The 21011-nt window shown below is 64.5% G+C and carries 21 protein-coding genes; 13 read left to right on the forward strand and 8 right to left on the reverse strand.

Translation table 11 applies throughout. From position 1 onward, the window contains the following. Positions 1-19: 19 nt before the first annotated feature. Together mrdA and CLU88_RS23320 are read left to right on the forward strand one after the other, a co-directional pair. Positions 20-1954 carry a penicillin-binding protein 2 gene (gene mrdA / locus CLU88_RS16630; RefSeq protein ID WP_099657539.1) on the forward strand — a complete coding sequence of 645 codons (1935 nt, stop codon included), beginning with the start codon at positions 20-22 and terminating at the stop codon, positions 1952-1954. A gap of 178 nt (positions 1955-2132) precedes the next feature. Beyond that, positions 2133-3212, forward strand: a complete 1080-nt coding sequence (locus CLU88_RS23320) for a hypothetical protein (protein ID WP_233205510.1) — start codon at positions 2133-2135, stop codon at positions 3210-3212. A gap of 129 nt (positions 3213-3341) precedes the next feature. Here CLU88_RS23320 and CLU88_RS16640 read toward each other — a convergent pair whose 3' ends face one another. From CLU88_RS16640 to CLU88_RS16660, 5 genes are all read right to left on the reverse strand, one after another. Beyond that, positions 3342-4229, reverse strand: coding sequence for a DMT family transporter (locus CLU88_RS16640; protein ID WP_099657540.1), 888 nt, complete (start codon positions 4227-4229; stop codon positions 3342-3344). Between the two features lie 115 nt (positions 4230-4344). Continuing rightward, the gene (locus CLU88_RS16645) at positions 4345-5103 is read right to left on the reverse strand and encodes an amino acid ABC transporter ATP-binding protein (protein ID WP_099657541.1); all 759 of its coding nucleotides are present in this window, start codon (positions 5101-5103) and stop codon (positions 4345-4347) included. Beyond that, a complete protein-coding gene (locus CLU88_RS16650) occupies positions 5100-5882 on the reverse strand; it encodes an amino acid ABC transporter permease (protein WP_099657542.1) in 783 nt (260 codons plus the stop codon). The genes CLU88_RS16645 and CLU88_RS16650 overlap by 4 nt, the downstream gene beginning before the upstream one ends. Positions 5883-6081: 199 nt before the next feature. After that, a complete protein-coding gene (locus CLU88_RS16655; protein WP_099657543.1) occupies positions 6082-6843 on the reverse strand; it encodes an ABC transporter substrate-binding protein in 762 nt (253 codons plus the stop codon). A 280-nt stretch (positions 6844-7123) separates the two neighbouring features. Beyond that, complete coding sequence (locus tag CLU88_RS16660; RefSeq protein ID WP_099657544.1) at positions 7124-7882, reverse strand: TSUP family transporter; 759 nt, start codon at positions 7880-7882, stop codon at positions 7124-7126. Between the two features lie 415 nt (positions 7883-8297). On the opposite strand from CLU88_RS16660, the gene CLU88_RS16665 reads away from it, so the two are divergent. Further along, positions 8298-8642 (forward strand): hypothetical protein, encoded by a 345-nt coding sequence (locus tag CLU88_RS16665; RefSeq protein WP_099657545.1) that lies wholly within the window; start codon positions 8298-8300, stop codon positions 8640-8642. Here the strand turns inward: CLU88_RS16665 and CLU88_RS16670 are convergent. Both CLU88_RS16670 and CLU88_RS16675 read right to left on the reverse strand, forming a co-directional pair. Further along, a complete protein-coding gene (locus tag CLU88_RS16670; RefSeq protein ID WP_099657546.1) occupies positions 8621-8983 on the reverse strand; it encodes an antibiotic biosynthesis monooxygenase in 363 nt (120 codons plus the stop codon). The genes CLU88_RS16665 and CLU88_RS16670 overlap by 22 nt on opposite strands. Before the next feature lie 72 nt (positions 8984-9055). Beyond that, positions 9056-10750: a GMC family oxidoreductase gene (locus tag CLU88_RS16675; RefSeq protein WP_099657547.1), complete on the reverse strand. Its 1695-nt coding sequence runs from the start codon at positions 10748-10750 to the stop codon at positions 9056-9058. Positions 10751-11015: 265 nt separating this feature from the next. Here CLU88_RS16675 and CLU88_RS16680 point away from each other — a divergent pair, with 265 nt between their 5' ends. The 8 genes from CLU88_RS16680 (at position 11016) to CLU88_RS16710 (ending at position 17567) form a co-directional block, all read left to right on the forward strand. Then, positions 11016-12149 (forward strand): ABC transporter permease, encoded by a 1134-nt coding sequence (locus CLU88_RS16680; protein WP_099657548.1) that lies wholly within the window; start codon positions 11016-11018, stop codon positions 12147-12149. Positions 12150-12152: 3 nt separating this feature from the next. Beyond that, positions 12153-13085 carry an ABC transporter ATP-binding protein gene (locus tag CLU88_RS16685; RefSeq protein ID WP_233205511.1) on the forward strand — a complete coding sequence of 311 codons (933 nt, stop codon included), beginning with the start codon at positions 12153-12155 and terminating at the stop codon, positions 13083-13085. After that, positions 13085-14062, forward strand: a complete 978-nt coding sequence (locus tag CLU88_RS16690; RefSeq protein ID WP_099657550.1) for an MlaD family protein — start codon at positions 13085-13087, stop codon at positions 14060-14062. Before CLU88_RS16685 ends, CLU88_RS16690 begins: the two co-directional genes overlap by 1 nt. 66 nt (positions 14063-14128) lie before the next feature. Next, entirely contained in the window at positions 14129-14806 is a 678-nt protein-coding gene (locus CLU88_RS16695; RefSeq protein ID WP_099657551.1) for an ABC-type transport auxiliary lipoprotein family protein, read from the forward strand. Between the two features lie 118 nt (positions 14807-14924). Next, positions 14925-15383 carry an SMI1/KNR4 family protein gene (locus tag CLU88_RS16700; protein WP_143226036.1) on the forward strand — a complete coding sequence of 153 codons (459 nt, stop codon included), beginning with the start codon at positions 14925-14927 and terminating at the stop codon, positions 15381-15383. 224 nt (positions 15384-15607) lie between these two features. Then, positions 15608-16579, forward strand: a complete 972-nt coding sequence (locus tag CLU88_RS23420; RefSeq protein ID WP_099657553.1) for an RHS repeat-associated core domain-containing protein — start codon at positions 15608-15610, stop codon at positions 16577-16579. Positions 16580-16597: 18 nt separating this feature from the next. Continuing rightward, entirely contained in the window at positions 16598-17104 is a 507-nt protein-coding gene (locus CLU88_RS22860; protein WP_143226037.1) for a hypothetical protein, read from the forward strand. Between the two features lie 265 nt (positions 17105-17369). Further along, a complete protein-coding gene (locus CLU88_RS16710; RefSeq protein ID WP_099657554.1) occupies positions 17370-17567 on the forward strand; it encodes a hypothetical protein in 198 nt (65 codons plus the stop codon). A 135-nt stretch (positions 17568-17702) separates the two neighbouring features. Here the strand turns inward: CLU88_RS16710 and CLU88_RS16715 are convergent, their stop codons facing one another. After that, complete coding sequence (locus tag CLU88_RS16715; RefSeq protein ID WP_099657555.1) at positions 17703-18608, reverse strand: LysR family transcriptional regulator; 906 nt, start codon at positions 18606-18608, stop codon at positions 17703-17705. 335 nt (positions 18609-18943) lie between these two features. Here CLU88_RS16715 and CLU88_RS16720 point away from each other — a divergent pair, with 335 nt between their 5' ends. Further along, positions 18944-19954, forward strand: a complete 1011-nt coding sequence (locus tag CLU88_RS16720) for a zinc-binding alcohol dehydrogenase family protein (protein ID WP_099657556.1) — start codon at positions 18944-18946, stop codon at positions 19952-19954. Positions 19955-20203: 249 nt separating this feature from the next. Continuing rightward, positions 20204-20980, forward strand: coding sequence for a hypothetical protein (locus CLU88_RS16725; protein ID WP_099657557.1), 777 nt, complete (start codon positions 20204-20206; stop codon positions 20978-20980). Positions 20981-21011 lie beyond the last annotated feature (31 nt).

Below are 21011 nucleotides of genomic sequence, written 5' to 3' on the forward strand. Positions count from 1 at the left end.
GCCTGGGGGCGCGGCACACATGACTGAAATCCGCAACGTTGCCGCCGATGCATCGCGCCTGCGCCTGCGCATGCTGGTGGTGGCCGCCGTGGTGTTTTTTGCGTTTGGCCTCATCGTGGCGCGGCTGTTGTATTTGCAGGTGGTGCGCCACGAAGATCTGGCCGCACAGGCCGAGAGCAACCGCACGGCCGTGGTCCCCATCGTGCCCAACCGGGGCCTGATCCTGGACCGCAATGGCGTGGTGCTGGCCACCAACTACGCGGCCTACACGCTGGAGATCACCCCCTCGCGCGCAGCCCCGCTGGACGACACCATCGACGCGCTGGCCAAGGTGGTGGACATCCACCAGCGCGACCGGCGGCGCTTCAAGCGCTTGCTGGAAGAGTCGCGCAACTTCGAGTCGCTGCCGATTCGCACCCGCCTGAGCGACGAAGAGGTGGCGCGCTTTGCCGCGCAGCAGTACCGCTTTCCGGGTGTGGAGATCAAGGCGCGCTTGTTCCGGAACTACCCCCTGGGCGAGATCGGCAGCCACGCCATTGGTTACATCGGCCGCATCAACCAGAACGAGAAGCAGCGCATTCAGGACGCGGACGACGAGGCCAACTACCGGGGCACCGAATACATCGGCAAGCTGGGGGTGGAGCAAAGCTTTGAATCCGACCTGCATGGCATCACCGGCGTGGAGCAGATGGAGACATCGGCCGGTGGGCGTGCCGTGCGCAAGCTGGCCAGTCGCCCTGCCACGCCGGGCAAGAGCGTGATGATCTCGCTGGACATCAAGTTGCAGAAGATGGTGGAAGACCTGTTTGGCGACCGCCGTGGCGCCCTGGTGGCCATTGATCCGCGCAACGGCGAAGTGCTGGCCCTGGTGAGCAAGCCCACGTTCGACCCCAACCTCTTCGTTGAAGGCATTGACGTGGAGAACTGGACCGCGCTCAACGAATCCATCGACAAACCCCTGCTCAACCGCGCCCTGCGCGGGCTGTACCCGCCGGGCTCCACCTACAAGCCTTTCATGGCGCTGGCCGCGCTGGAGCTGAACAAGCGCTCGCCCAGCATGATCGTCAACGACCCGGGCTTTTACAACTTCGGTGGCCGCACCTTCCGCAGCCACGAAGGCGGCCTGGGCGCGCTCGACATGCACCGCGCCATCCAGTTCTCCAGCAACACCTATTTCTACTCGCTGGCCGTGGACATGGGCGTGGACACCATCCACGACTTCATGAAGCCCCTGACGTTCGGGCAGTCCACCGGCATTGACCTGAACGGCGAAGTGCGCGGCACCCTGCCCAGCACCGAGTGGAAGCGCAACACCTACAAGCGCCCGGAAATGAAGCGCTGGTTCCCTGGCGAAACGGTGTCGCTGGGCATTGGCCAGGGCTACAACAACTTCACCATGCTGCAGCTGGCAGTGGCCGAGGCCACGCTGGCCAATGGCGGCACGCGCTACGCGCCGCACCTGATCAAGGCCGTCAGAGACACGGTGACGGGCGAGCTGACGCCGGTGCCCCAGCCGCCTGGCACAGACCTGGGCTACAAGCCCAAGAACGTGGAGATCGTGCGCAACGCGCTGGTGGCGGTGAACAAGGGCGGCACGGGCACCCGCGTGTTTGCCGGTGCGCCGTACACCTCGGCCGGCAAAACGGGTACCGCCCAGGCCGTGAGCCTGGGCCAGAACGTCAAATACAACGCCAAGTCGATGGAAGAGCACCAGCGCGACCACTCGCTCTTTGCTGCGTTCGCACCCGCTGAGTCGCCGCAAATCGTGGTGGCCTTGATTGTGGAAAACGCAGGCTTTGGTGCCGCCGCCGCCGGGCCCATTGCACGGCGCGTGTTTGACTACTGGTTGCAGGGCGAATACCCCAACGAGGAAGACATTCAGGCAGTGCGCAAGGGCCAGGCTGCTGCGCCAATTGGCAAGCCGCGCCGGGCAGACGAAGTCACCTTGCGCTGAGCCTGAAGCAGGCCGTAGCTGTCTGTGTGCCGTCTCGGCGAGGCAGTTAGTGGCAGTCGCGTTGTGCCAAAGCGATTGCTAACACCTGCTCACAGCATGCGGGTGCCGTTGGCATCACAATCCGGCCGCTTTCGCCATTCGGAGGAGAGCACCCGATTGCTAGCTGCCGGAGAACACCATGCAACGCCAACGCCGCCGGGCCCTGGGGGCCCTTCCTGTTTTGCTGCTCACGGCTTGTGGCGGAGGCGGTGGGGGCGATGCTCCGACCAGCCCGACCAGCCCGACCAGCCCGACCAGCCCGACCAGCCCCGGCACGCCTTCGGTGCCTCCCTCGGGCGTCACGTACGGCAACCTCTCGCGCGCCAGCCTGGGCGCTGGGGCCGCGCTCAATGGGGCCATTCCGTTTCCTGCCGACAACCCCTGGAACACCGACATCAGCGCTGCCGAAGTGGACCCGAACTCCGAGCGCCTGATCGCCAGCATGGGTGCCGACACGGGCCTGTACCGCGACTTTGGCTCGGGCCTGTGGGAAGGGGCGCCCATCGGCATTCCGTACCGCGTGGTGTCCGGCCAGCAGGCCAAGGTGGCGATCGAATACCAAGCCTACGGGGACGAAAGCGACCCTGGCCCGTTCCCCATCCCGCTGGACGCGCCCGTGGAAGGCGCGCCGGGGCAGGACGGGGACCGGCATGTGCTGGTGATCGACCGGGACAACCAGCGCCTCTATGAACTGGGACGTGCCTTTGCAAAAAGCGACCGTTGGCAGGCCGATGTAGGGGCCGCGTTCCACCTCGACAGCAACAACGTGCGCCCCAGTGCAAAGGCGGGCTGGACCAGTGCCGATGCCGCCGGGCTGCCGATCTTTCCCGGTCTGGTGCGGTACGACGAGGCCTCGCAGGGCGCAGGGGGCATTCGCCACGCCTTGCGCTTCACGGCTGCGCGCACGCGCAAAGCTTTTGTGCCGCCCGCCACGCATTACGCATCCTCCAGCACCGACGCCAACCTGCCACCCATGGGCATGCGGGTGCGCCTGAAGGCCAGCTACGCCATCCCAGCCACCTTCAGCCCCGAGGCCCACGCCATCCTGACAGCGCTCAAAACCTACGGCATGCTGCTGGCCGACAACGGCTCGAACTGGTACCTCAGCGGCGCCCCGGATGAGCGCTGGAACAACGACCGCCTGCGCACCGAACTGGCCTCGGTCAAGGGGCGTGATCTGGAGGTGGTGAAGATGACGGGCCTGGTCACGCAGGTGTAGGCACGGGCTGCGCTGCTGTGTTCCGTGCAGCGCTGGGTTCTATTTGCTATTGTTTTGGTAGCTGCTAGCGCTTATTCAATAAGCGCTAGAGCCTATTTTTATCTAAAAATATCGCGATAACGCACCTGTTCAGGCCGCCTGTGCCTTGCTGGCAGGCTGCAGCTGGCTCACGACCAGGGCGGCCACGATCAGGGCTGCGCCGCCGCTGCCTGTCCAGCCCAGGCTTTCGCCCAGCAGCACCCAGGCCGTCAAGGCCGCAAACACGGGCTCCAGCCCGAAGACGATGGCGCTGCGCATGGCGTCCACCCGCTGCTGGCCCCAGGCCTGCAGCGTCACCACCACCACGCTGGCCAGCAGGCCCAGGTACACCAGGGCAATCCAGGCGGCGTTGTCCAGGCGGGTCAGTTGGGGCAGCCAGTCCATGTGGCCATCGCGGCCCCACAGCAGGGCCGTGGCTGCGGCGCACATGACCAAGGCCTGCGCAGCGGCCATGCGCGTGGCGCGCAAGGGGGCATTGCTAGTGCGGCGCGCGCATTCTTCCAGGGCCAGGATGTACAGCGCATAGAACAGCGTGCTGGCCAGGGTGAGCGTGTCGCCCAGGTTCCAGGGCTCGTTTTCATGGAACATCAGTGCCATGCCCGCAAACGCCATGGCGCAGGCCGCCCACAGCTGCCAGCCGTAGCGGCGGCCCAGCGCCAGCATCGCAATCAGCGGCACCACCAGCACGTTCAGCCCCGTCACAAACGCATTGCGGTTGCTGCTGGTGCGCGCCAGCCCCTCAATTTGCAGCCAGAACGCCAGAAACAGCAGCAGCCCCAGCGCACAGCCCCAGCGCCGCTCATGCCGATGCATGCCGCGCCACAAAGGCAGCAGCACCACCAGCGCAATCGCAAAGCGCAGCCAGATGATTTGCAGCGCATCGAGCTGCGCAGACAGCAGCTTCATGGCCGGGAAGGTGGTGCCCCACACCACGGTGACGATGAGCAAGGCCATCAGGCCGGAACGTTCGGTGCGCATGGGAAGACCTCTCCAGAACCAAAATCCAAAACAAAACCCGACCCGCAAACAAAAAGGGCCCCCGGTTGCCCGGCGGCCCTTTGAACAGTTTCATAGGGAGCCTAGGCTGCCAGCCTCAGTGGCTGACCCGGCCCAGAAACGCACGGATGCGGTCGTTGGCCGGGTTGTTGAAAAACTCCTGCGGCGGCGCGTCGTGGGCGATGCGGCCCTGGTCGAAGAACATCACGCGGTCGGCCACTTCGCGGGCAAAGCCCATTTCGTGGGTGACCACAATCATCGTCATGCCGCCGCGTGCCAGCTCGCGCATCACGTCCAGCACTTCCTTGACCATCTCCGGGTCCAGCGCCGAGGTGGGCTCGTCAAACAGCATCACCTTCGGTTGCATGGCCAGCGCGCGTGCAATGGCCACCCGCTGCTGCTGCCCGCCCGACAGTTGCCAGGGGTACTTGTGCGCATGGTCTTGCATGCCCACGCGGCGCAGCAGCTGCATGGCGTCCTGGTTGGCCTGGGCGCGGGGCGTGTGGCGAATGCGGCGGGGCGCCAGCGTCACGTTGTCCAGCACGCTCATGTGGCCAAACAGGTTGAACTGCTGGAACACCATGCCCACTTCGCAGCGCTGGCGTTGCAAGGTGGTGTGGTCGTCGCACACGTCCACGCCATCGATGGTGATGCGCCCGGCATCGTGGGGCTCCAGCCGGTTGATGGCGCGCAGCAGCGTGCTCTTGCCCGAGCCAGAGGCGCCAATGATCACCGTCACCTCGCCCGTGTGGAACACGGTGGACACTTCCTTGAGCACCTGGTGCGTGCCAAACGACTTGCACACGCCTTCGGCAACGATGTAGGGCTTGGGGTGGGGTACAGGGTTGAGGCTCATTGGTTGCGCCCTTCCACGTCAAAGCGGTACTCGACCGCGTTGGAGATTTGCGTGACCAGCGTGGTGAGCAGCAAATACGTCACGGCCACCGTGGTCAGCGTGGCAATGGGCTGGAAGGTGGCCGACTGGATGCGGTTGCCCACATTGGTCAGCTCCACCACGCCAATGGCGTAGGCCAGCGACGAATCTTTGAGCAGCGCCACAAAGTTGCTCACCAGCGGCGGCAGCGAAATCTTGAACGCCTGCGGAAACACCACGTCCAGGAACACGTGCACACGCCCCAGGCCCAGCGCCCGGGCGGCTTCGGTCTGGCCGCGCGGCACGGCCAGCAGGCCCGCGCGCAGCGCCTCGGCGTTGTAGGCGCCCACGTTCAGCCCCAGGGCCACCACGGCGGCGGCAAAGTCGGGCAGGTTCAGGCCCGGCACCAGCACCGGCAGGGCAAAGTACACAAACAGAATCTGCACCAGCAGCGGTGTGCCGCGAATCGCCCAGATGTACAGGCTGGCCGCCCAGCGCACGGCCACCCAGCGGGCGGTGCGGGCCAGCGCGGCCACGGTGCCCAGCACCAGGCCCACGGCGCCGCTGATGAGCGTGAGCCACAGCGTGGTGCGGGCGCCCTCAGAGAACGCCTGGGCGTTGGAGCCAATGGGTTCGGGCAGGAAGGAGAGCAGTTCGCCCAGCAGCGACAGGGCCAGCACCATGAGCACCACCGCGGCGACCAGGGTGGCATTGCTGCGCTGCTGGCGCGTCCAGGTTTGCGGCCAAAGGGCAATAAGCATGAATGAAATGACCGGTCGGTCTCAGTTCTGAATCAATCCAGCCGCAGAGGCTGGGGCATCCACGGCGCCAAAGGTGGCGAGTGTGCCAGCAAAAACAAAGGGTGCGCAGAGGGCATGTACCCTCTGTGCACCCTGGGGGCCGCAGGGGCGGCGGCCAGCTTGGCCCGCCTTAACCCCTCTTGCCCCTGGCGATGGCAACTCAGTTGCAGCGCACGTCTTCGTTGAAGTACTTCTTGGACACGGCGGCGTAGCTGCCGTCGGCCAGCACTTCGGCAAAGGCCTTGTTCCAGGCGTCGGCCAGGCTGGTGTTGCCCAGGGCCATGGCGGGGGCAATGCGCTCGATGAACAGCATGTCGCCCAGCTTGAAGCCAGCCTTGGCGTTCTTGGCAGCGGCTTCCTTGGCCACGAACTTGTCGCTCACCCAGGCGTCCACGCGCTTGGAGATCAGGGCGCGCTGGGCGTCGGTGTCTTGGGGGAAGTTCTTCACTTCCTTCACGCCTGCGAGCTTTTGCACGTTCGTGAGGTAGCTGGTGCCGGTTTGCACGGCCACGACCTTGCCGGTGAGGTCCTTGGCGTTGCGGATCTTTTCATCCATCGCCACGATCATGCCGCCCGAGCAGTAGTGGGGGTTGGCAAACGTCACGGCCTTGGCACGCTCTTCGGTCACGCCGTGCGAGGCGATCACGGCGTCCCAGCGGTTTTGGGCCAGGCCGGTCAGCAGTGCGTCAAAGCCCAGGGTCTTCCACTCCAGCTTCAGGCCCATCTTCTTGACCACCAGCTCGGCCACTTCCACTTCAAAGCCCGTCAGCTGGGTGCCCTTGAAGTAGTTGAAGGGGGCAAACTGGCCCTCGGTGGCCACGATGATCTTGCCGTCTTTTTTGACTTCGTCCAGCGTGCGGGCTTGGGCGGCAAAGGCAGCGCACAGCGCCACGGCGGTAACAACGGTCTTCAACAGTTTCATGGCAAGGTCCTGCTAGGGGTGTTTCAGGTACAAAAAAATCCGGCATGCAGGTAAGCAAGCCGGAGCGGGGGAGACGAGGCATCGCCAAAAGCGATGGGGTGCGTCATCAAATAGAAACAAATTATAGGATGCCCGTGCTTTTTCAGACCACGCAGGACAACCCTAGTGTTGCGCGGATGGTCAAGGTTTTTTTGACCCTCCTCAAACCCCTTCTAGCAAGCGCGATGCCAGGGCAAATACAGGGCCACCCCGGTGGCGGCCCCATGGCGCGGCGCTGTGCTCAGCGCAAAAACGCGTCGTAGCCCGTCTTCAGGATCAGGCTGCTCACCACCACGATGAAGATGCCACGCACAAAACCGGTGCCGTGCTTGAGCGCCATGTGCGTGCCCGCCATGCTGCCCACCACGTTGGCAATGGCCAGCGTGACGGCGTAGTGCCACCACACATGGCCCTTGAAGGCGAACAGCGTGATGGCCGCAATGTTGGTGGCGCAGTTGAGCAGCTTGGCCGAGGCGGATGCGTTCAAAAAGTCATAGCCCAGCAAACGCACAAACAAAAAGACAAAGAAGCTGCCGGTGCCGGGGCCAAAGAAGCCGTCATAAAACCCAATGCCCAGGCCCACCAGGCAGGCCACCCACACCTCGGTGCGGCCCGCAAAGCGCGGGGCGTGGTGGCGGCCCAGGTCTTTTTTGGCCAGCGTGTAGGCCAGCACGGCCAACAGCACCAGGGGCAGCACTTTGCGCAAGAAGTCGGGCGACAGGGCGGTCACCGTCCAGGCCCCGGCAAAGGCGCCCGCAAAGCCCGCACCCGCTGCGGGCAGCAGGGCCCGCCAGCGCATCTCTACCCGGCGGCTGTATTGCCAGGTGGCCATGGCCGTGCCCCAGACCGAGCCGGCCTTGTTGGTGCCAAACAAAGTGGCCGGGGCGGTGCCCGGAAAAGCGGCAAACAGCGCGGGGGTCAGAATCAGGCCGCCCCCACCCACAATCGCGTCGATAAAGCCTGCGAAGAGCGAGGCCAGGGTAATAAAAATCCATTCCATCGCCCGATTTTGGCATGCAGCCTGTTATGGCTGTTATGGTTTTTATAGCGCCTGGGCCTCGTCGGCATGGGTGCTTGAGGAGGACAACCCCCTGGCCGTGGACCCGCAAGGACAAAAAAAAGCGCTGGGATCGCCAGCGCTTTGAAAATTTTTCGCACCTCGTTGGGTGCTTATCTTGGTAGTTGGTTTACGGGTTGTCTCCTCGGTCCCCTCATCTGGGAACACCTTGGCGCCCCGTTGAGTAACTGCAATGTAACTCCTGCCCTGCGCTGGTGCATTGGGGGTTTCCCGAGGATTGTGCAGTGCATCAAATGGGGGCCAAGAACCTGTTCAAAGAGCTGGCACGCCTTGTGCAAACACCCGCTGCGTCTGCCCCCCTGTGGGGCATATCCGAAGGCAACGGAGGCAGCGACACATGAACCACAGCGAGAAACTCGCCATCGCCGCGCACCTGCATGTGCTGCTGCGGCGCAAGACGGGGCGCGTGACGGACACCGAGTGGATGGCGAGCAACGGCAGCTACGCCCGCGAGATCGTCCGCTTTGCCCGCGAACGCGCCGTGCAAGACCAGGCCCCCGAGCTGGTCGAATGGGCCGACCGCCTGGAGCACTGCATGCAAGACACCCTGGCCGCCGAGCTGCGCCGCAGCGCCCGCGAAGCCGTGGCTGCCCGGACGGTCGAGCAGACAGCGTCCCCCGCAGTGCACACCATGGCCTCGGCGCACCCGCAGGCGCGGCGCTATGTGGGTGGCATTCGCTGATCTGGCGCTGGGCTGAACAGCCCGGCCGTGGGCAGGCGGCCCTGCAGCTGCCCGTCGCCGTAGGTGCGCAGCACCTCGGCAATCACCACCTGGTAACCGGCCAGCCAGCGCGCCTGCTCGGCCTTGGCCTGCAGGTGCGCTGGGTGCTGCATCAGGGCCTGCAGCGCGGCCAGAGACTCCCAGTAGTACACGTTGGAGACCAGCCTGTTGCGCGTGTCCTCCCACGACTCTTCGCCCAGGTAGCCGGGCAGGGCGCGGGCTGCCGTGGCAATGGCCTCGTCCAGGCGGTGAAAAGCCTCGTCAAACTGGCCCGCCGCAAAAATGAAGGTGGATGTGTACATGCCCGCGATTGTGCGGTGGCTTGTGCGGTTGCAGGTGGCCCGTCGCGCAGCCCGTCACGTCAACTCGTCGCCTCAACTGCCCGCGCGCTGTGCCTCCACCATCCACTGCGCGGCGCGCTCGGCCATCATCAGCGTGGGCGAGTTGGTGTTGCCGCTGGTGATGGTGGGCATGGCCCCGGCGTCCACCACGCGCAACCCCTGCACCACGCCGCCGCGCCCATCGCGCACGCGCATCTGGCTGTCCAGCACCGCCATGGGGTCCAGGTCGTGCCCCATTTTGGTGGTGCCCACGGGGTGGAAGATGGTGGTGGCAATGTCGCCCGCCAGCCGCGCCAGGTCGGCGTCGGTCTGGTACTGCACGCCGGGCTTCCACTCTTCGGGCCGGTACTTGTCCAGCGCGGGCTGGGCGACGATGCGGCGCGTCACGCGCAGGCTGTCCGCGGCCACCTTGCGGTCCTCGGGGGTGCTCAGGTAGTTGGGGGCAATGGCGGGTGCGGTGCGGAAGTCTGCGTTCTTGATCTGCACCGTGCCCCGGCTGGTGGGGTTGAGGTTGCACACGCTGGCCGTGAAGGCCGGGAAGCTGTGCAACGGCTCGCCAAACGCATCCAGCGACAAAGGCTGCACGTGGTACTGGATGTTGGGGTGCACATGCTCTGCGCTGCTGCGGGTGAAGGCGCCCAGCTGCGAGGGTGCCATGCTCATGGGCCCGCTGCGCTTGAGCACATATTCCAGCCCGATCTTGGCCTTGCCCACCAGCGAATTGGCCATGGTGTTGAGCGTGGGCACGCCCTGCACCTTGAAGACCGAGCGGATCTGCAGGTGGTCTTGCAAATTGGCACCCACGCCGGGCAGGTCCACCGCCACATCCAGCCCGTGCTGGCGCAGCAGCGCCGCAGGCCCGATGCCCGAGAGCTGCAGCAGCTGCGGCGAGTTGACGGCGCCCGCGCTCAGCACCACCTCGCGGCTGGCGTGGGCGGTCACCATCTGCTGGCCGTCCCACACCTTCACGCCGGTGCAGCGGTGCTGCCCGTCGGGCTGCGTCTCGATGATGAGCTGCGCCGCCTGCGCGCTGGTCCACATCTCAAAGTTGGGCCGCCCGTAGCAGGTGGGCCGCAAAAAGGCCTTGGCCGTGTTCCAGCGCCAGCCGCTTTTCTGGTTCACCTCAAAGTAGCCCACGCCCTCGTTGGTGCCCCGGTTGAAGTCGTCGGTGGCGGCAATGCCGGCCTCCTGCGCGGCCTGGGCAAAGGCGTCCAGCACGTCCCAGCGCAGGCGCTGCTTCTCTACCCGCCACTCGCCCGTGCTGCCGGTGGCCTTGTTGCCGTGCAGGCGTTTGAAATTTTCATTCACGCCCTCGGGCTGGTCCAGCCGCCAGTGGTCCTCGTGGCGGCGGAAGAAGGGCAGGGCGTTGTCCCAGCGCCAGCTGTCGTCGCCCGTCAGTTGGGCCCATTGGTCGTAGTCGCGGGCCTGGCCGCGCATGTAGATCATGCCGTTGATGCTGCTGCAGCCGCCCAGTGTCTTGCCACGCGGGTAGCGCAGGGTGCGGCCGTTCAGGCCCGCGTCGGGCTCGGTGTGGTACAGCCAGTCGGTGCGCGGGTTGCCAATGCAGTACAGGTAGCCCACGGGGATGTGGATCCAGTGGTAGTCGTCCTTGCGGCCCGCCTCCACCAGCAGCACGCGGTGGCGGCCGTCTGCGCTCAGTCGGTTGCACAGCAGGGCACCCGCAGTGCCGCCGCCAATGATGATGTAGTCAAACTGGGTGTCGCTCATGGATAGGGAAAGGGCGGAGATGGAACGGATGGGTTACCCGCCCCATTGTGCTGAGCGCCCGTTGCCTGTCGATGGGGTAAATGCCTGTTGCTATCAAATAAATAGCTTCTCGCGCTTATCAATCAAGCGCTAGAGGGTATTTTGATAAAAATTGCATGCACGGGCCGCAAGAATGTGCCAAGGGGTTGCGCCCGGCTCCGCTACCATGCCTGACTCTGTCGTTTACCCCCATTGCCCTGCCCGGTGGCTTGTGCCGCCCTCCCACATGACCACTGACAGCGCCGCCCCCTGCATCGTCCGCACCGACACGCCCGAGGGGCCGTGCGCGCAGCCGCAGGGCCGCTGGGGTGCTGCCGAGCTGGGCACCCGCTCGCAGTGGAAGCTGCTGCGCCGCCAGCTGCAAGACAACGCGCCCGCCGCCGCCCTGGGCTGGGACCTGCGCGCCCTGCAGTGGCTGGACCATGTCGGCGCCCAGCTGCTGTGGAACCACTGGGGCCGTGCCTGGCCCGCGCGCCTGGCGCTGACGGACGTGCAGCGCACCCTGCTCGAACGCGTGGCCCAGCTCACCATTGCCAACCCACCCGCCCCAGCGCCCTGGCGCCTGTTTGACCAGGTGGACCACCTGGGCGTGCTGGTGCTGCACGGGCTGGACCACGCCCGCCATGTGGTGCAGATGGTGGGCCAACTGGTGCTGGACCTGCTGCGCCTGGCCCGCAACCCCCGGCGCGGCCCCTGGCGCGATGTGTCGGGCCACCTGTACCGCATGGGCGCCACGGCGCTGCCCATCACCGCGCTGGTGGGCTTTTTGATTGGCGTGGTGCTGGCCTACCTGATGAGCCTGCAGCTGCGCCAGTTCGGGGCCGAATCGTTCATCGTCAACATCCTGGGCATCTCGCTCATCCGCGAGCTGGGGCCCATGCTGGCGGCCATCCTGGTGGCGGGGCGCTCGGGCTCGTCCATCACCGCGCAGATTGGCGTGATGCGCGTGACCGAAGAGCTGGACGCCATGCGCGTCATGGGCATCCCGCACGGCTTTCGGCTCGTCATGCCCCGCACCATCGCCCTGGCGTTGGCCATGCCGCTCATCAGCGTGTGGACCACGCTGGCCGCGCTGGCCGGGGGCATGCTGGCGGCCGACATCACGCTGGGCATCTCTTCGTCGTACTTTGTGCAGGCCCTGCCTGCGGCTGTGAAGGTGGGCAACCTCACGCTGGCCATGGCCAAATCGGTGGTGTTCGGGGGGCTCATCGCCCTCATCGGCTGCCACTGGGGCCTGCGCGTCAAGCCCAACACCCAAAGCCTGGGCGAAGGCACCACCGCGTCCGTCGTCACCTCCATCACCATGGTCATCATCGTCGATGCGCTCTTCGCCGTCGCCTTCCGCAACGTGGGGATCTGAGCCATGACCGCTGCTCTGCATCCCCCGTCTTCCGCCCCCAGTCCGAAACCCCTCGCCGTGCCCGCCCACACACCTGTCCACGAACGGCCCATCGTTGAAGCCAAAGGCCTGTGGAGCGTGTTTGGCAAAGGCAGCGAAGCCTTTGCCGTGCACCAAGACCTGGAGTTCACGGTGCAGCGCGGCGAGATGCTCTCGCTCGTCGGGGGCTCGGGCACCGGCAAAACCGTGCTGCTGCGCCAAATACTGGGCCTGGCCCGGCCCACGCGCGGCAGCGTCACCGTGCTGGGCCGCCCCGCGTCTGAAATGGGCCGCGAAGGCGCCGCCAGCCGCGTGGGCATGCTGTTCCAGCACGGCGCGCTGTTCTCGGCCTTCAACGTGCTCGACAACGTCGCCTTTGCCCTGCGCGAGCAAGGCACCCTGCCCGAAGAACTCGTGCGCTCAGCCGCCCTCGTCAAGCTGCAGATGGTGGGCCTCAAGCCCGAGCACGCCACCCGCATGCCGGCTGATTTGTCGGGCGGCATGGTCAAGCGCGTGGCCCTGGCCCGCGCCCTCATCATGGACCCGCCCCTCTTGCTGCTTGACGAGCCCACCGCCGGGCTGGACCCGAGCAGCTCCGACGACTTCTGCGCCCTGGTGCGCGAGCTGCGCTCGGCCCTGGGCCTCACGGTCATCATGGTCACGCACGACCTGGACACCCTCTTTGCCCTGAGCACCCGCGTGGCCGTGCTGGCCGATAAAAAAGTCATCGTCACCGGCCCACCGCACGAGGTGGCCCACTTCAAGCACCCGTTCATCGAACATTTCTTCATGGGCGAACGCGGCCAACGCGCCATGGCCCCGCTGCAGCCCGCCGCTGTTGCCGATGCAGCGCCAGCCACCACCGCCGCACCCACGCCCGCACCCACGCCCGCATCTGTGCCCCACAAGGACCTCTGATGGAAAACAAATCACACGCCCTCGCCGCAGGCACCTTCGTCATCGTCGTGGCCGCCCTGCTGGCGGGCCTGGCTATCTGGCTCACCCGCGACAACGCCAACTACGAGCAATACGAACTCTCCACCCGCGAAGGCGTCAGCGGCCTGCAACCCCAGGCCACCGTGCGCTACAAAGGCGTGGCCGTGGGCAAAGTCACCCGCATCGGGTTTGACCCGCAGATCAGCGGCAACGTGCTCATTCGCATCGCCGTCAACGACAGCGCCCCCATCAGCCCCACCACCTTTGCCACGTTGGGCTACCAGGGCGTCACCGGCCTGGCCCACGTCCTGCTCGACGACTCGCCACAGCCCCTGACCCAACTGCCCCCCGGCCCCAGCGGCCTGCCGCGCCTGACCCTCAAGCCCTCGCCCTTTGGCCGCCTGGCAGAGCAAGCCCCCAACATCCTCGCCCAGGTCGAAGAAGCCACCCGCCGCATCAACCAACTGCTGGGCGACGAAAACCAGCAACGCATCACCCAGGCCCTGGGCCACATCGGCCAGGCCGCAGGCAGCGTCAACACCCTGACCCAGCGCGTGGACGCCGTGGTGCAAAACCGGCTGGACCCCGCCCTGGCCGCGTTGCCCCCCCTGGCCGCCGACGCCCGCCAGACCATGAAAGCCCTGCAGCAAGCCAGCAACAACGTCTCCGTCATGGCCAACGACATCCGCACCACCACCCTGCGCCTTAGCGCTGAAGGCGGCGCCATCGACCAGCTCACCCACGGCACCCAGGTCATGGCCGCAGCGGCCGACAACTTCAGCCGATCCACCCTGCCCAGCATCAACCGCGCCGCCGACGAAACCGGCCGCGCCGTGCGCCAGATGGGCCTGGCCGCCGCCAGCGTCAGCGACAACCCCCAACTCTTCATCTACGGCAGTGGCCGCCTGCCCCCCGGCCCGGGCGAGCCCGGCTTTGCCCCACCCCTGGCCAAACCCTGACCCACAAAGGCCCGCGCCATGCACACCACCCCCGCCCACCCCTTTGCCCGTTCGTCCCGCTCTGCAATGGATGCTATTAAAAATATAGCTTTTAGCGCTCGCCTGGCAAGCGCTACAGGCACTTTTTGCTTGGTATTGCTGGCCGGTTGCAGCGCCTTGCCCGCCGCGCCTAACCGCCCCGTGTCCTACGACTTTGGCCCCGGCCTCACCAGCTACGCCCCGGCCGACCGCCGCGCGCCCCTGGCCCCCATCGCCCTGGCCGACGTAGAAGCCACCGGCCTGGCCGAAGGCAGCACCGCCGTGCAATACCGCCTGGCCTATGCCGACGCCCAGCAACTGCGCCCCTACACCCTGGCCCGCTGGACGCAACCCCCCGTGCAACTCGTGCAACAAGCCCTGCGTGCCCAACTGGGCCAACGCCGTGCCGTGCTGCAAGACGCCGACGCCGCCGCCCAGGCCCGCGACACCGCCCGCGGCGGCAAACTGCCCGCCGTGCTGCGCATCGAGCTCGAAGAGTTCAGCCACCTCTTCACCAGCCCCACCGAAAGCACCGGCCTGCTGCGCCTGCGCGCCACCCTGGTAGACCCCACCCCCGCAGGCGAAACCCTGCTGGGCCAGCGCGTCTTCATCGTGCAAAAGCCCGCGCTAACGGCGGATGCGGCGGGTGGAACACGCGCCTTGGCTGAGGCTGCGCGGCAGGTGGCGATGGAGGTGGATGAGTGGGTGGGGGCGGGGGTGCGGTGAATGGGTAGAGCTTCCGATTTCGACTTGGCCAGCGTGTGCCAAACCGTCTGCGTTACACACCCGGTGCTGTCTTGTATGGTGGAGCTTCTGCGGCCATGAATGCCTGCGAGAGCGAAAAATGACACTAGAACTTGATGGCCTCGTTAAGGCAGTGCTCTCAGCAAGTCGGAAGGGTTTCTTTCGTCAGAAACCAATATTCGAGCCCTATGCAATGACTTCCTCCGGCGAGCTGAGCGAGCTGGAGGGAGAAATTGGCATTCCATTGCCAAATGATCTTCGTTGCTGGCTCCTCGCACTAGGTTACGGCGACATTGATGAAGAGATGAGCTTCCGAAGGGAGTGGTTCGCAAGTATTGACAGTGGTCAACTCAAAGGCGGTGCTCGATTCGCGCAGGACATTCTGGGTAACTTCTATGCCTTTGACGGGGACGGGCACGTCTTTTACTTATCCCGATCTCAGCCTGTCTTTGCTGCGATATCGAAAGGTTTCCTAGAGTTCATCGACGAACTTATGCGCCGCGACTACCAGCTCGTGGATTGGGTGAACACCCTAGAAACCCAGAGGTATGAATGGTAAGCGCGCAACAGAGGACGTTGGAGCCAGGCTTGGACGGTCGCGATAGGCCATGTGTCGCCAGTCAATGGCGCTCGCTACCGCTACGGACTTAATAGCTGCTTGCGTAGATTTCATCAGGGCTAAAGCCAGATTCTCTTCTCAATCTAAAAAAAGAGTCACCTTCAACCCCTGTCGGCCGCCAGGGCTGTGCGGTTGTGGGCGACTCGCCCACCGCCAGCGGCCCCATGCCCATTGGGGCGCAAATCAACGGACGCCTGTACGCCATAGACAGCGACCACCTGAACACCCCCCGGCACCTGACGAACGCGCAAGGGCAAGTGGTGTGGCAATGGCTGATTACGGGGTATGGAGAAGTAGCCCCCACTACCGGGGCCACAGGCTACGCGTTTGAAGCACCGCAGCTGGGCGGCAGCAGCAGCACCTCAGGCCACGTGTACAGCGAAGAAGTGAACTTCAAGCTGCGCTATCCGGGGCAGGTGTGGGACGAAGAGACGGGGTTGAGCTACAACCTGAACCGGTACTATGACGGGCAGGCGGGGCGGTATGTCCAAGCGGACCCGATTGGGCTGGAAGGGGGGTGGAATCGGTTTGGGTATGTGGGGGGAGATCCACTAAGTTACACCGACCCTGACGGGTTCCTGGCCCAAGGTGTTGTTGATTTCGGTGCTGGTATGGGAGATGTAGTGCTTCTCGGGCAAGGCCAACGCCTGCGTGATTTGTTGGGTGTCGATGGCGGTGTGGATCAATGCTCCAATGAGTACGGTGCTGGTGAGTGGGCAGGTATCGCAGCTACTGTGGCGGCAGGTGGCATTGGTGGTGCACGCGGATTGCCCGCTGTCGCCAAGCAATTGTCGAACCCTGTAAAGGGAAGAATTGGCGAGGCGCTGTCAATGATCAGCAACAGGCTTAAAGGCAGCACCTTGGTAGACACTCAGGCAAAGATACCCGGCCTAACCACGATCGTCGATAGTATTTGGACAGCAAGAAATGGCACCACCTATTTCGTTGAGTCAAAGTTTGGCACCGCCGGTTTGACTAAGGCGCAAAGGATTGCGCAAAAAGCCTTAGGCAGTGCGTATCATGTTGAAAAATGGACTTATGATTTTGTAGGTAAAGCGGGAGCATATTTGGGCGCGGGGATTGGGGCTGGTGGCGGCTCCGCTGCTGTCGCTAGTGGTTGTGGTTGCCGTAAATAGAAATAGGGAGCTAGCTAATTGACACCCCGCGAATCACTAGTTAGCGCAGTTGAAAGTCGTCTAATTCCACGGCTAACGGAAGATGGTTTTGCTCAACACCCTTTAGTTGGGGTTGAGCGAAAAAGTGCCGAAATTATGATGGCCTTTCCATTTGGGCGCTTTAAAAGACGTCATAGTGAAAATCTCGAAATCGTCGAAATACAGTTCGACAAGAATGGCGCTGCTAAGTTTGTGCTGAACGTTGGGGTTGCACCTCCCGAGGGTGTCAATCTCCCATGGGCGAAGTTGTCACAAAATGACGTTGAGGTCGCTGCGTTGCCAAATGCATTTCGCCTCTATCGGAAGGCAAGTTCTTCTGAGTGGTTTAGTCCAAGCTGGTTGCCCACTGAAATCAATGGGCGGACAGCGCGTGTGGTTGAGGAAGTCGTTGCGAATTATTCGGAAATAGACGCGTGGTTTTCCACAGGGGTAATTGGAGATCACATGAGAAAGTTTGGCATTCCTATCCCTGTGTCAACACCGTAAAGGGCTAACGATGCGTTTCCTTCTAGATCGCGGGGCGCAAGTTTCAACACTCCCAAAGGCTGCTGGATTCAAGTTTTGTCTTTTGCCTGAATCGCACAAAACTTAGCACCTCTCGACGGTAGATTGAAATGTGAAGCCCCACACGTCCCACACAGGCCAGCTTGCAACTATTGAAAACTCCTAAATTGATAGCTGCCAGCGCTTATTCCTCAAGCGCTAGCAGCCAATTTGGCTCAACCCCACCAAGGCCAGCAGGCTCCACCCCTTGCTGGCCTTTGTCTTTGCCGGGCTCGCATCCACGGTAGCCACCAGCACCCAGGCCAACTACACCATCCAAACCCTGGCAGGCACCGCCACAGAACAGCGCACCGAGCAAACCGCCAGCGGCGCCCACCGCTTGTACAGCCATAGCCACACAGAAACCCCGCGCAGCCTGACCAACGCGCAAGGGCAAGTGGTGTAGCAATGGCTGATCACGGGGGGCGAAGAAGCAACCCCTCTAGCAAACTCAGTTTGCTCTCAAATTGGTAGCTGCTAGCGCTTGCTGAAAGAGCGTTGGAGCCACTTTTGATTCAAAGTCTGCACGGGTTTGCCAGCCTCACTCTTGCGGCAACCCATCAAACTTCCCCACCAAAAAATCTACCAGCGCCCGCACCCGCGCAGGCACGAAGCGGCCGCTGGGCAGCAGGGCTTGCAGGGGGTAGGGCGGGGTGTCCCATTCGGGCAGCAGGCGCACCAGGGGGCTGTGGTGCAGTTCGTGGTGCAGGTAGGGCACGGATTTGTAGATGATGCCGTGGCCTGCGATGGCCCAGTCGCGGGCCAGGGCGGCGTCGTCGGCGGTGCGGTTGCCTTTGACGCGCACTTCGGTCCATTGCCCGTCGCGGCCAAAGCGCCAGGTGCGGGCAGGGCGGCCTGCGATGTGGAAGGCGATGCAGTTGTGCTGCAGCAGGTCTTGCGGGGTGGTGGGCGTGCCGTGGCGCGCCAGGTAGGCCGGGGCGGCCCACAGCATGGGGCGGGTGGTGGTGAGGGGGCGGGCGATGAGGCGCGAGTCGGCCAAGGGGCCGTAGCGCAGGGCGACGTCGACTTCGTCGCGGGTCACGTCCAGGGGCTGGTCGCTGACGCTCAGGGCCAGCTCTACGCCGGGGTGCGCGGCCAAAAACTCGTCAAACCACGGTAGCAGCAGGTTGCGCGCCAAGTCGGACGGGGCGGCCACGCGCAGGGTGCCCACCAGGGTGCCGTGGTGGGCGGTGGCCATGCTTTCGCCTTCGGCCAGCAGGTCGAATGCGCGCTGGGCGTAGTCGAGCAGGATTTGCCCCTGGGCGGTGAGGCGCATGGCGCGGGTGGAGCGTTCGAACAGGCGCGAGCCCAGTTGCCCTTCCAGCCGCTTGAGGGCGGCGCTGGCGGCGGCGGGTGTCATGCCCAGGGCGCGGGCGGCGGCGCTGAGGGTGCCGGTGCGTGCGGTGTGGGTGAGTACGTGCAGGTCGGCCAGGTTTTCGATTTTCATGGGCGGGCTGTGGGTCAGAGCAGGGTTTTGGCTGGGTGGATGGGGCCCTCACCCCATGCAGCCGTTCACGCAGAGCGCAGTCGACGCGACGCGCAGGGCTTCGACGGGCTCAGCCCGAACGGATATTTCTTGTTCCAAGGTCCCGGATCGCTATTTTCAATTTTCATTTGAAATTGAATGCATTCAAAGCTGTCTTATCAATTGCAGGTTGCTTATCTACAGTGCCTGCATGGCTTGGGATGGGCCCGGCCAGTGATGAAGCGATGCAATGCCGTGTGCGCTGGGCGCCGTGTTGGCGCAGTGCGTGCCTGCAGCAGTGCAATGAAAGGACTGTGATGAAAGCCGTTGGATACCGTGCAAATTGGCCTGTGGACCATGCCGAGGCGCTGTTGGATTTGGAGCTGCCTGCGCCAGTGCCGGGCGCACGCGATGTGTTGGTGCGGGTGAAGGCGGTGTCGGTGAACCCGGTGGACACCAAGGTGCGCAAGGGCTCGCTGCCGCCCGAGGGGCAGGCCAAGGTGCTGGGCTGGGATGCCGTGGGCACGGTGGAGGCGGTGGGCGCGCAGGTGTCGCGCTTCAAGGTGGGTGACCGGGTGTATTACGCGGGCTCTATCGCCCGCCCCGGGGCCAACAGCGAGCTGCATGCGGTGGACGAGCGCATTGTGGCGCTGGCCCCCCAGTCGCTGAGCGACGAGCAGGCGGCGGCTTTGCCGCTGACCAGCATCACGGCGTATGAGCTGCTGTTTGACCGCCTGGGCGTGGCCAAGGGCGGCGGCGCGGGGCAGACGCTGCTGGTGGTGGGCGGTGCGGGCGGGGTGGGCTCCATCCTGATCCAGCTGGCGCGGCAGCTGACGCAGCTGCGGGTGGTGGCGACGGCCTCGCGCCCCGAAACGCGCCAGTGGTGCCTGGACCTGGGCGCGCATGTGGTGGTCGACCATTCGCGCCCGCTAGCGGCCGAGCTGAAGGCCGCTGGGGTGGAGGGCGTGGAGCTGGTGGCCAGCCTGACGCAGACGCAGCAGCACTACACGCAACTGATCGAGGCCCTCAAGCCCCAGGGGCGCCTGGGCGTGATTGACGATATGCAGGGGCTGGATGCGATGCCGCTCAAGGGCAAGGCGCTGTCGCTGCACTGGGAGATGATGTTCACCCGCCCCATGTATGAAACGCCCGACATGGGCGAGCAAGGTGCGCTGCTGGCCGAGGTGGCTGCGCTGGTGGATGCGGGGCGCGTGCGCTCCACCGTGAGCACCAGCTTTGGCAGCATCAACGCGCACAACCTGCGCAAGGCCCATGCGCTGATCGAGACGGGGAAGGCGCATGGCAAGGTGGTGCTGGCGGGGTTCTGATCGCGCTGCCCCCCAAGGCTCCGTTGGGTGGTCTGCCTGTGCCGTGGGGCGCGGGCAGGCCGTGATGGAGCCGACCTCTTTGAACTTGAAATATCCGTTCGGGTTGAGCTTGTCGAAACCTTGTGCTGCGCTTCGACAAGCCTGTCCTGAGCCTGTCGAAGGGCTCAGCGTGAACGGTTCTGCTCGGTTCGTGCCGGATCAATAGAATGGCCGCTCTCTAAAACCAAGATTACATGAGAGAGGGAACCGATGTTCATCGTCTGGGGGCGCAAGCTCGTCTATCGCAAGCTGGGCCATGTGGCCGATTTCTGTCCCATTTGCCGCAAGCCGCGGCCTTTTGCGTTGCAGCGCATTGGGTCTGCGGGGCATGTGTATTACGTCTCTGTGAGCCAGGGCGAGCTGGTGGGGTTTGAGCGCACCTGCCTGAAGTGCCGCACCGTTTACAACGCCGAGCCCACCCATTACGCCAAGGTGGTGCCCAAGCTGCTGCCCTGGAACGACATGGTGCGCCAGACGTTTCCGAACCTGCACGAGGCCTGGGCCGATCGGCTGGCGCTGGAGCAGCAGGTGCGCGACAACCCGCACACCTTGTCGGCGCAAGACCGGCATGCGCTGATCCGCAATCCGTTTTTGCTGCTGTCGCCGAAGGTAGAGAAGCAGTTTGCCTCCACCCACATGGACAAGGAGGTGGGTTTTGCACTGCTGGGGGCGGTGGCGCTGCTTGTCACGGTGCCTGCCATTGCGCACGTGATAGCGCCGGATGAGGGGGGCTTGGGCGTGCTGGTGGCCTTGGGCCTGGGCATTGCGCTGGTGGTGTGGCAGATGGCGATGACGGGAGGGCGCTTTATGCGCCGCCAGGTGGTGCCGGTGCTGGCCCAGTGCCTGCAGCCCTTGCAACCCACACCCGGCGAGCTGCAGGCGGTGATGGCCGAGCTGAAAACCCTCAAGCACAAGATGGGCACCAAGCTGAAGCTGCCTGAGCTGTATGCGCAGTTGAAGATGAAGGCGCGGGGCTCTGCGGGCTGATGCCTTTGAATAGGTTCTTATTGAGTCGGCT

Source organism: Acidovorax sp. 56, assembly GCF_002749705.1.
In the GTDB taxonomy this organism is placed as follows: Bacteria; Pseudomonadota; Gammaproteobacteria; order Burkholderiales; family Burkholderiaceae_C; genus Acidovorax.

Coding starts and splice junctions, on each gene's coding strand:
- mrdA (WP_099657539.1), top strand. CDS start 20: ATGACTGAAATCCGCAACGTTGCCGCCGATGCATCGCGCCTGCGCCTG.
- CLU88_RS23320 (WP_233205510.1), top strand. CDS start 2,133: ATGCAACGCCAACGCCGCCGGGCCCTGGGGGCCCTTCCTGTTTTGCTG.
- CLU88_RS16640 (WP_099657540.1), bottom strand. CDS start 4,229: ATGCGCACCGAACGTTCCGGCCTGATGGCCTTGCTCATCGTCACCGTG.
- CLU88_RS16645 (WP_099657541.1), bottom strand. CDS start 5,103: ATGAGCCTCAACCCTGTACCCCACCCCAAGCCCTACATCGTTGCCGAA.
- CLU88_RS16650 (WP_099657542.1), bottom strand. CDS start 5,882: ATGCTTATTGCCCTTTGGCCGCAAACCTGGACGCGCCAGCAGCGCAGC.
- CLU88_RS16655 (WP_099657543.1), bottom strand. CDS start 6,843: ATGAAACTGTTGAAGACCGTTGTTACCGCCGTGGCGCTGTGCGCTGCC.
- CLU88_RS16660 (WP_099657544.1), bottom strand. CDS start 7,882: ATGGAATGGATTTTTATTACCCTGGCCTCGCTCTTCGCAGGCTTTATC.
- CLU88_RS16665 (WP_099657545.1), top strand. CDS start 8,298: ATGAACCACAGCGAGAAACTCGCCATCGCCGCGCACCTGCATGTGCTG.
- CLU88_RS16670 (WP_099657546.1), bottom strand. CDS start 8,983: ATGTACACATCCACCTTCATTTTTGCGGCGGGCCAGTTTGACGAGGCT.
- CLU88_RS16675 (WP_099657547.1), bottom strand. CDS start 10,750: ATGAGCGACACCCAGTTTGACTACATCATCATTGGCGGCGGCACTGCG.
- CLU88_RS16680 (WP_099657548.1), top strand. CDS start 11,016: ATGACCACTGACAGCGCCGCCCCCTGCATCGTCCGCACCGACACGCCC.
- CLU88_RS16685 (WP_233205511.1), top strand. CDS start 12,153: ATGACCGCTGCTCTGCATCCCCCGTCTTCCGCCCCCAGTCCGAAACCC.
- CLU88_RS16690 (WP_099657550.1), top strand. CDS start 13,085: ATGGAAAACAAATCACACGCCCTCGCCGCAGGCACCTTCGTCATCGTC.
- CLU88_RS16695 (WP_099657551.1), top strand. CDS start 14,129: ATGGATGCTATTAAAAATATAGCTTTTAGCGCTCGCCTGGCAAGCGCT.
- CLU88_RS16700 (WP_143226036.1), top strand. CDS start 14,925: ATGACACTAGAACTTGATGGCCTCGTTAAGGCAGTGCTCTCAGCAAGT.
- CLU88_RS23420 (WP_099657553.1), top strand. CDS start 15,608: ATGCCCATTGGGGCGCAAATCAACGGACGCCTGTACGCCATAGACAGC.
- CLU88_RS16715 (WP_099657555.1), bottom strand. CDS start 18,608: ATGAAAATCGAAAACCTGGCCGACCTGCACGTACTCACCCACACCGCA.
- CLU88_RS16720 (WP_099657556.1), top strand. CDS start 18,944: ATGAAAGCCGTTGGATACCGTGCAAATTGGCCTGTGGACCATGCCGAG.
- CLU88_RS16725 (WP_099657557.1), top strand. CDS start 20,204: ATGTTCATCGTCTGGGGGCGCAAGCTCGTCTATCGCAAGCTGGGCCAT.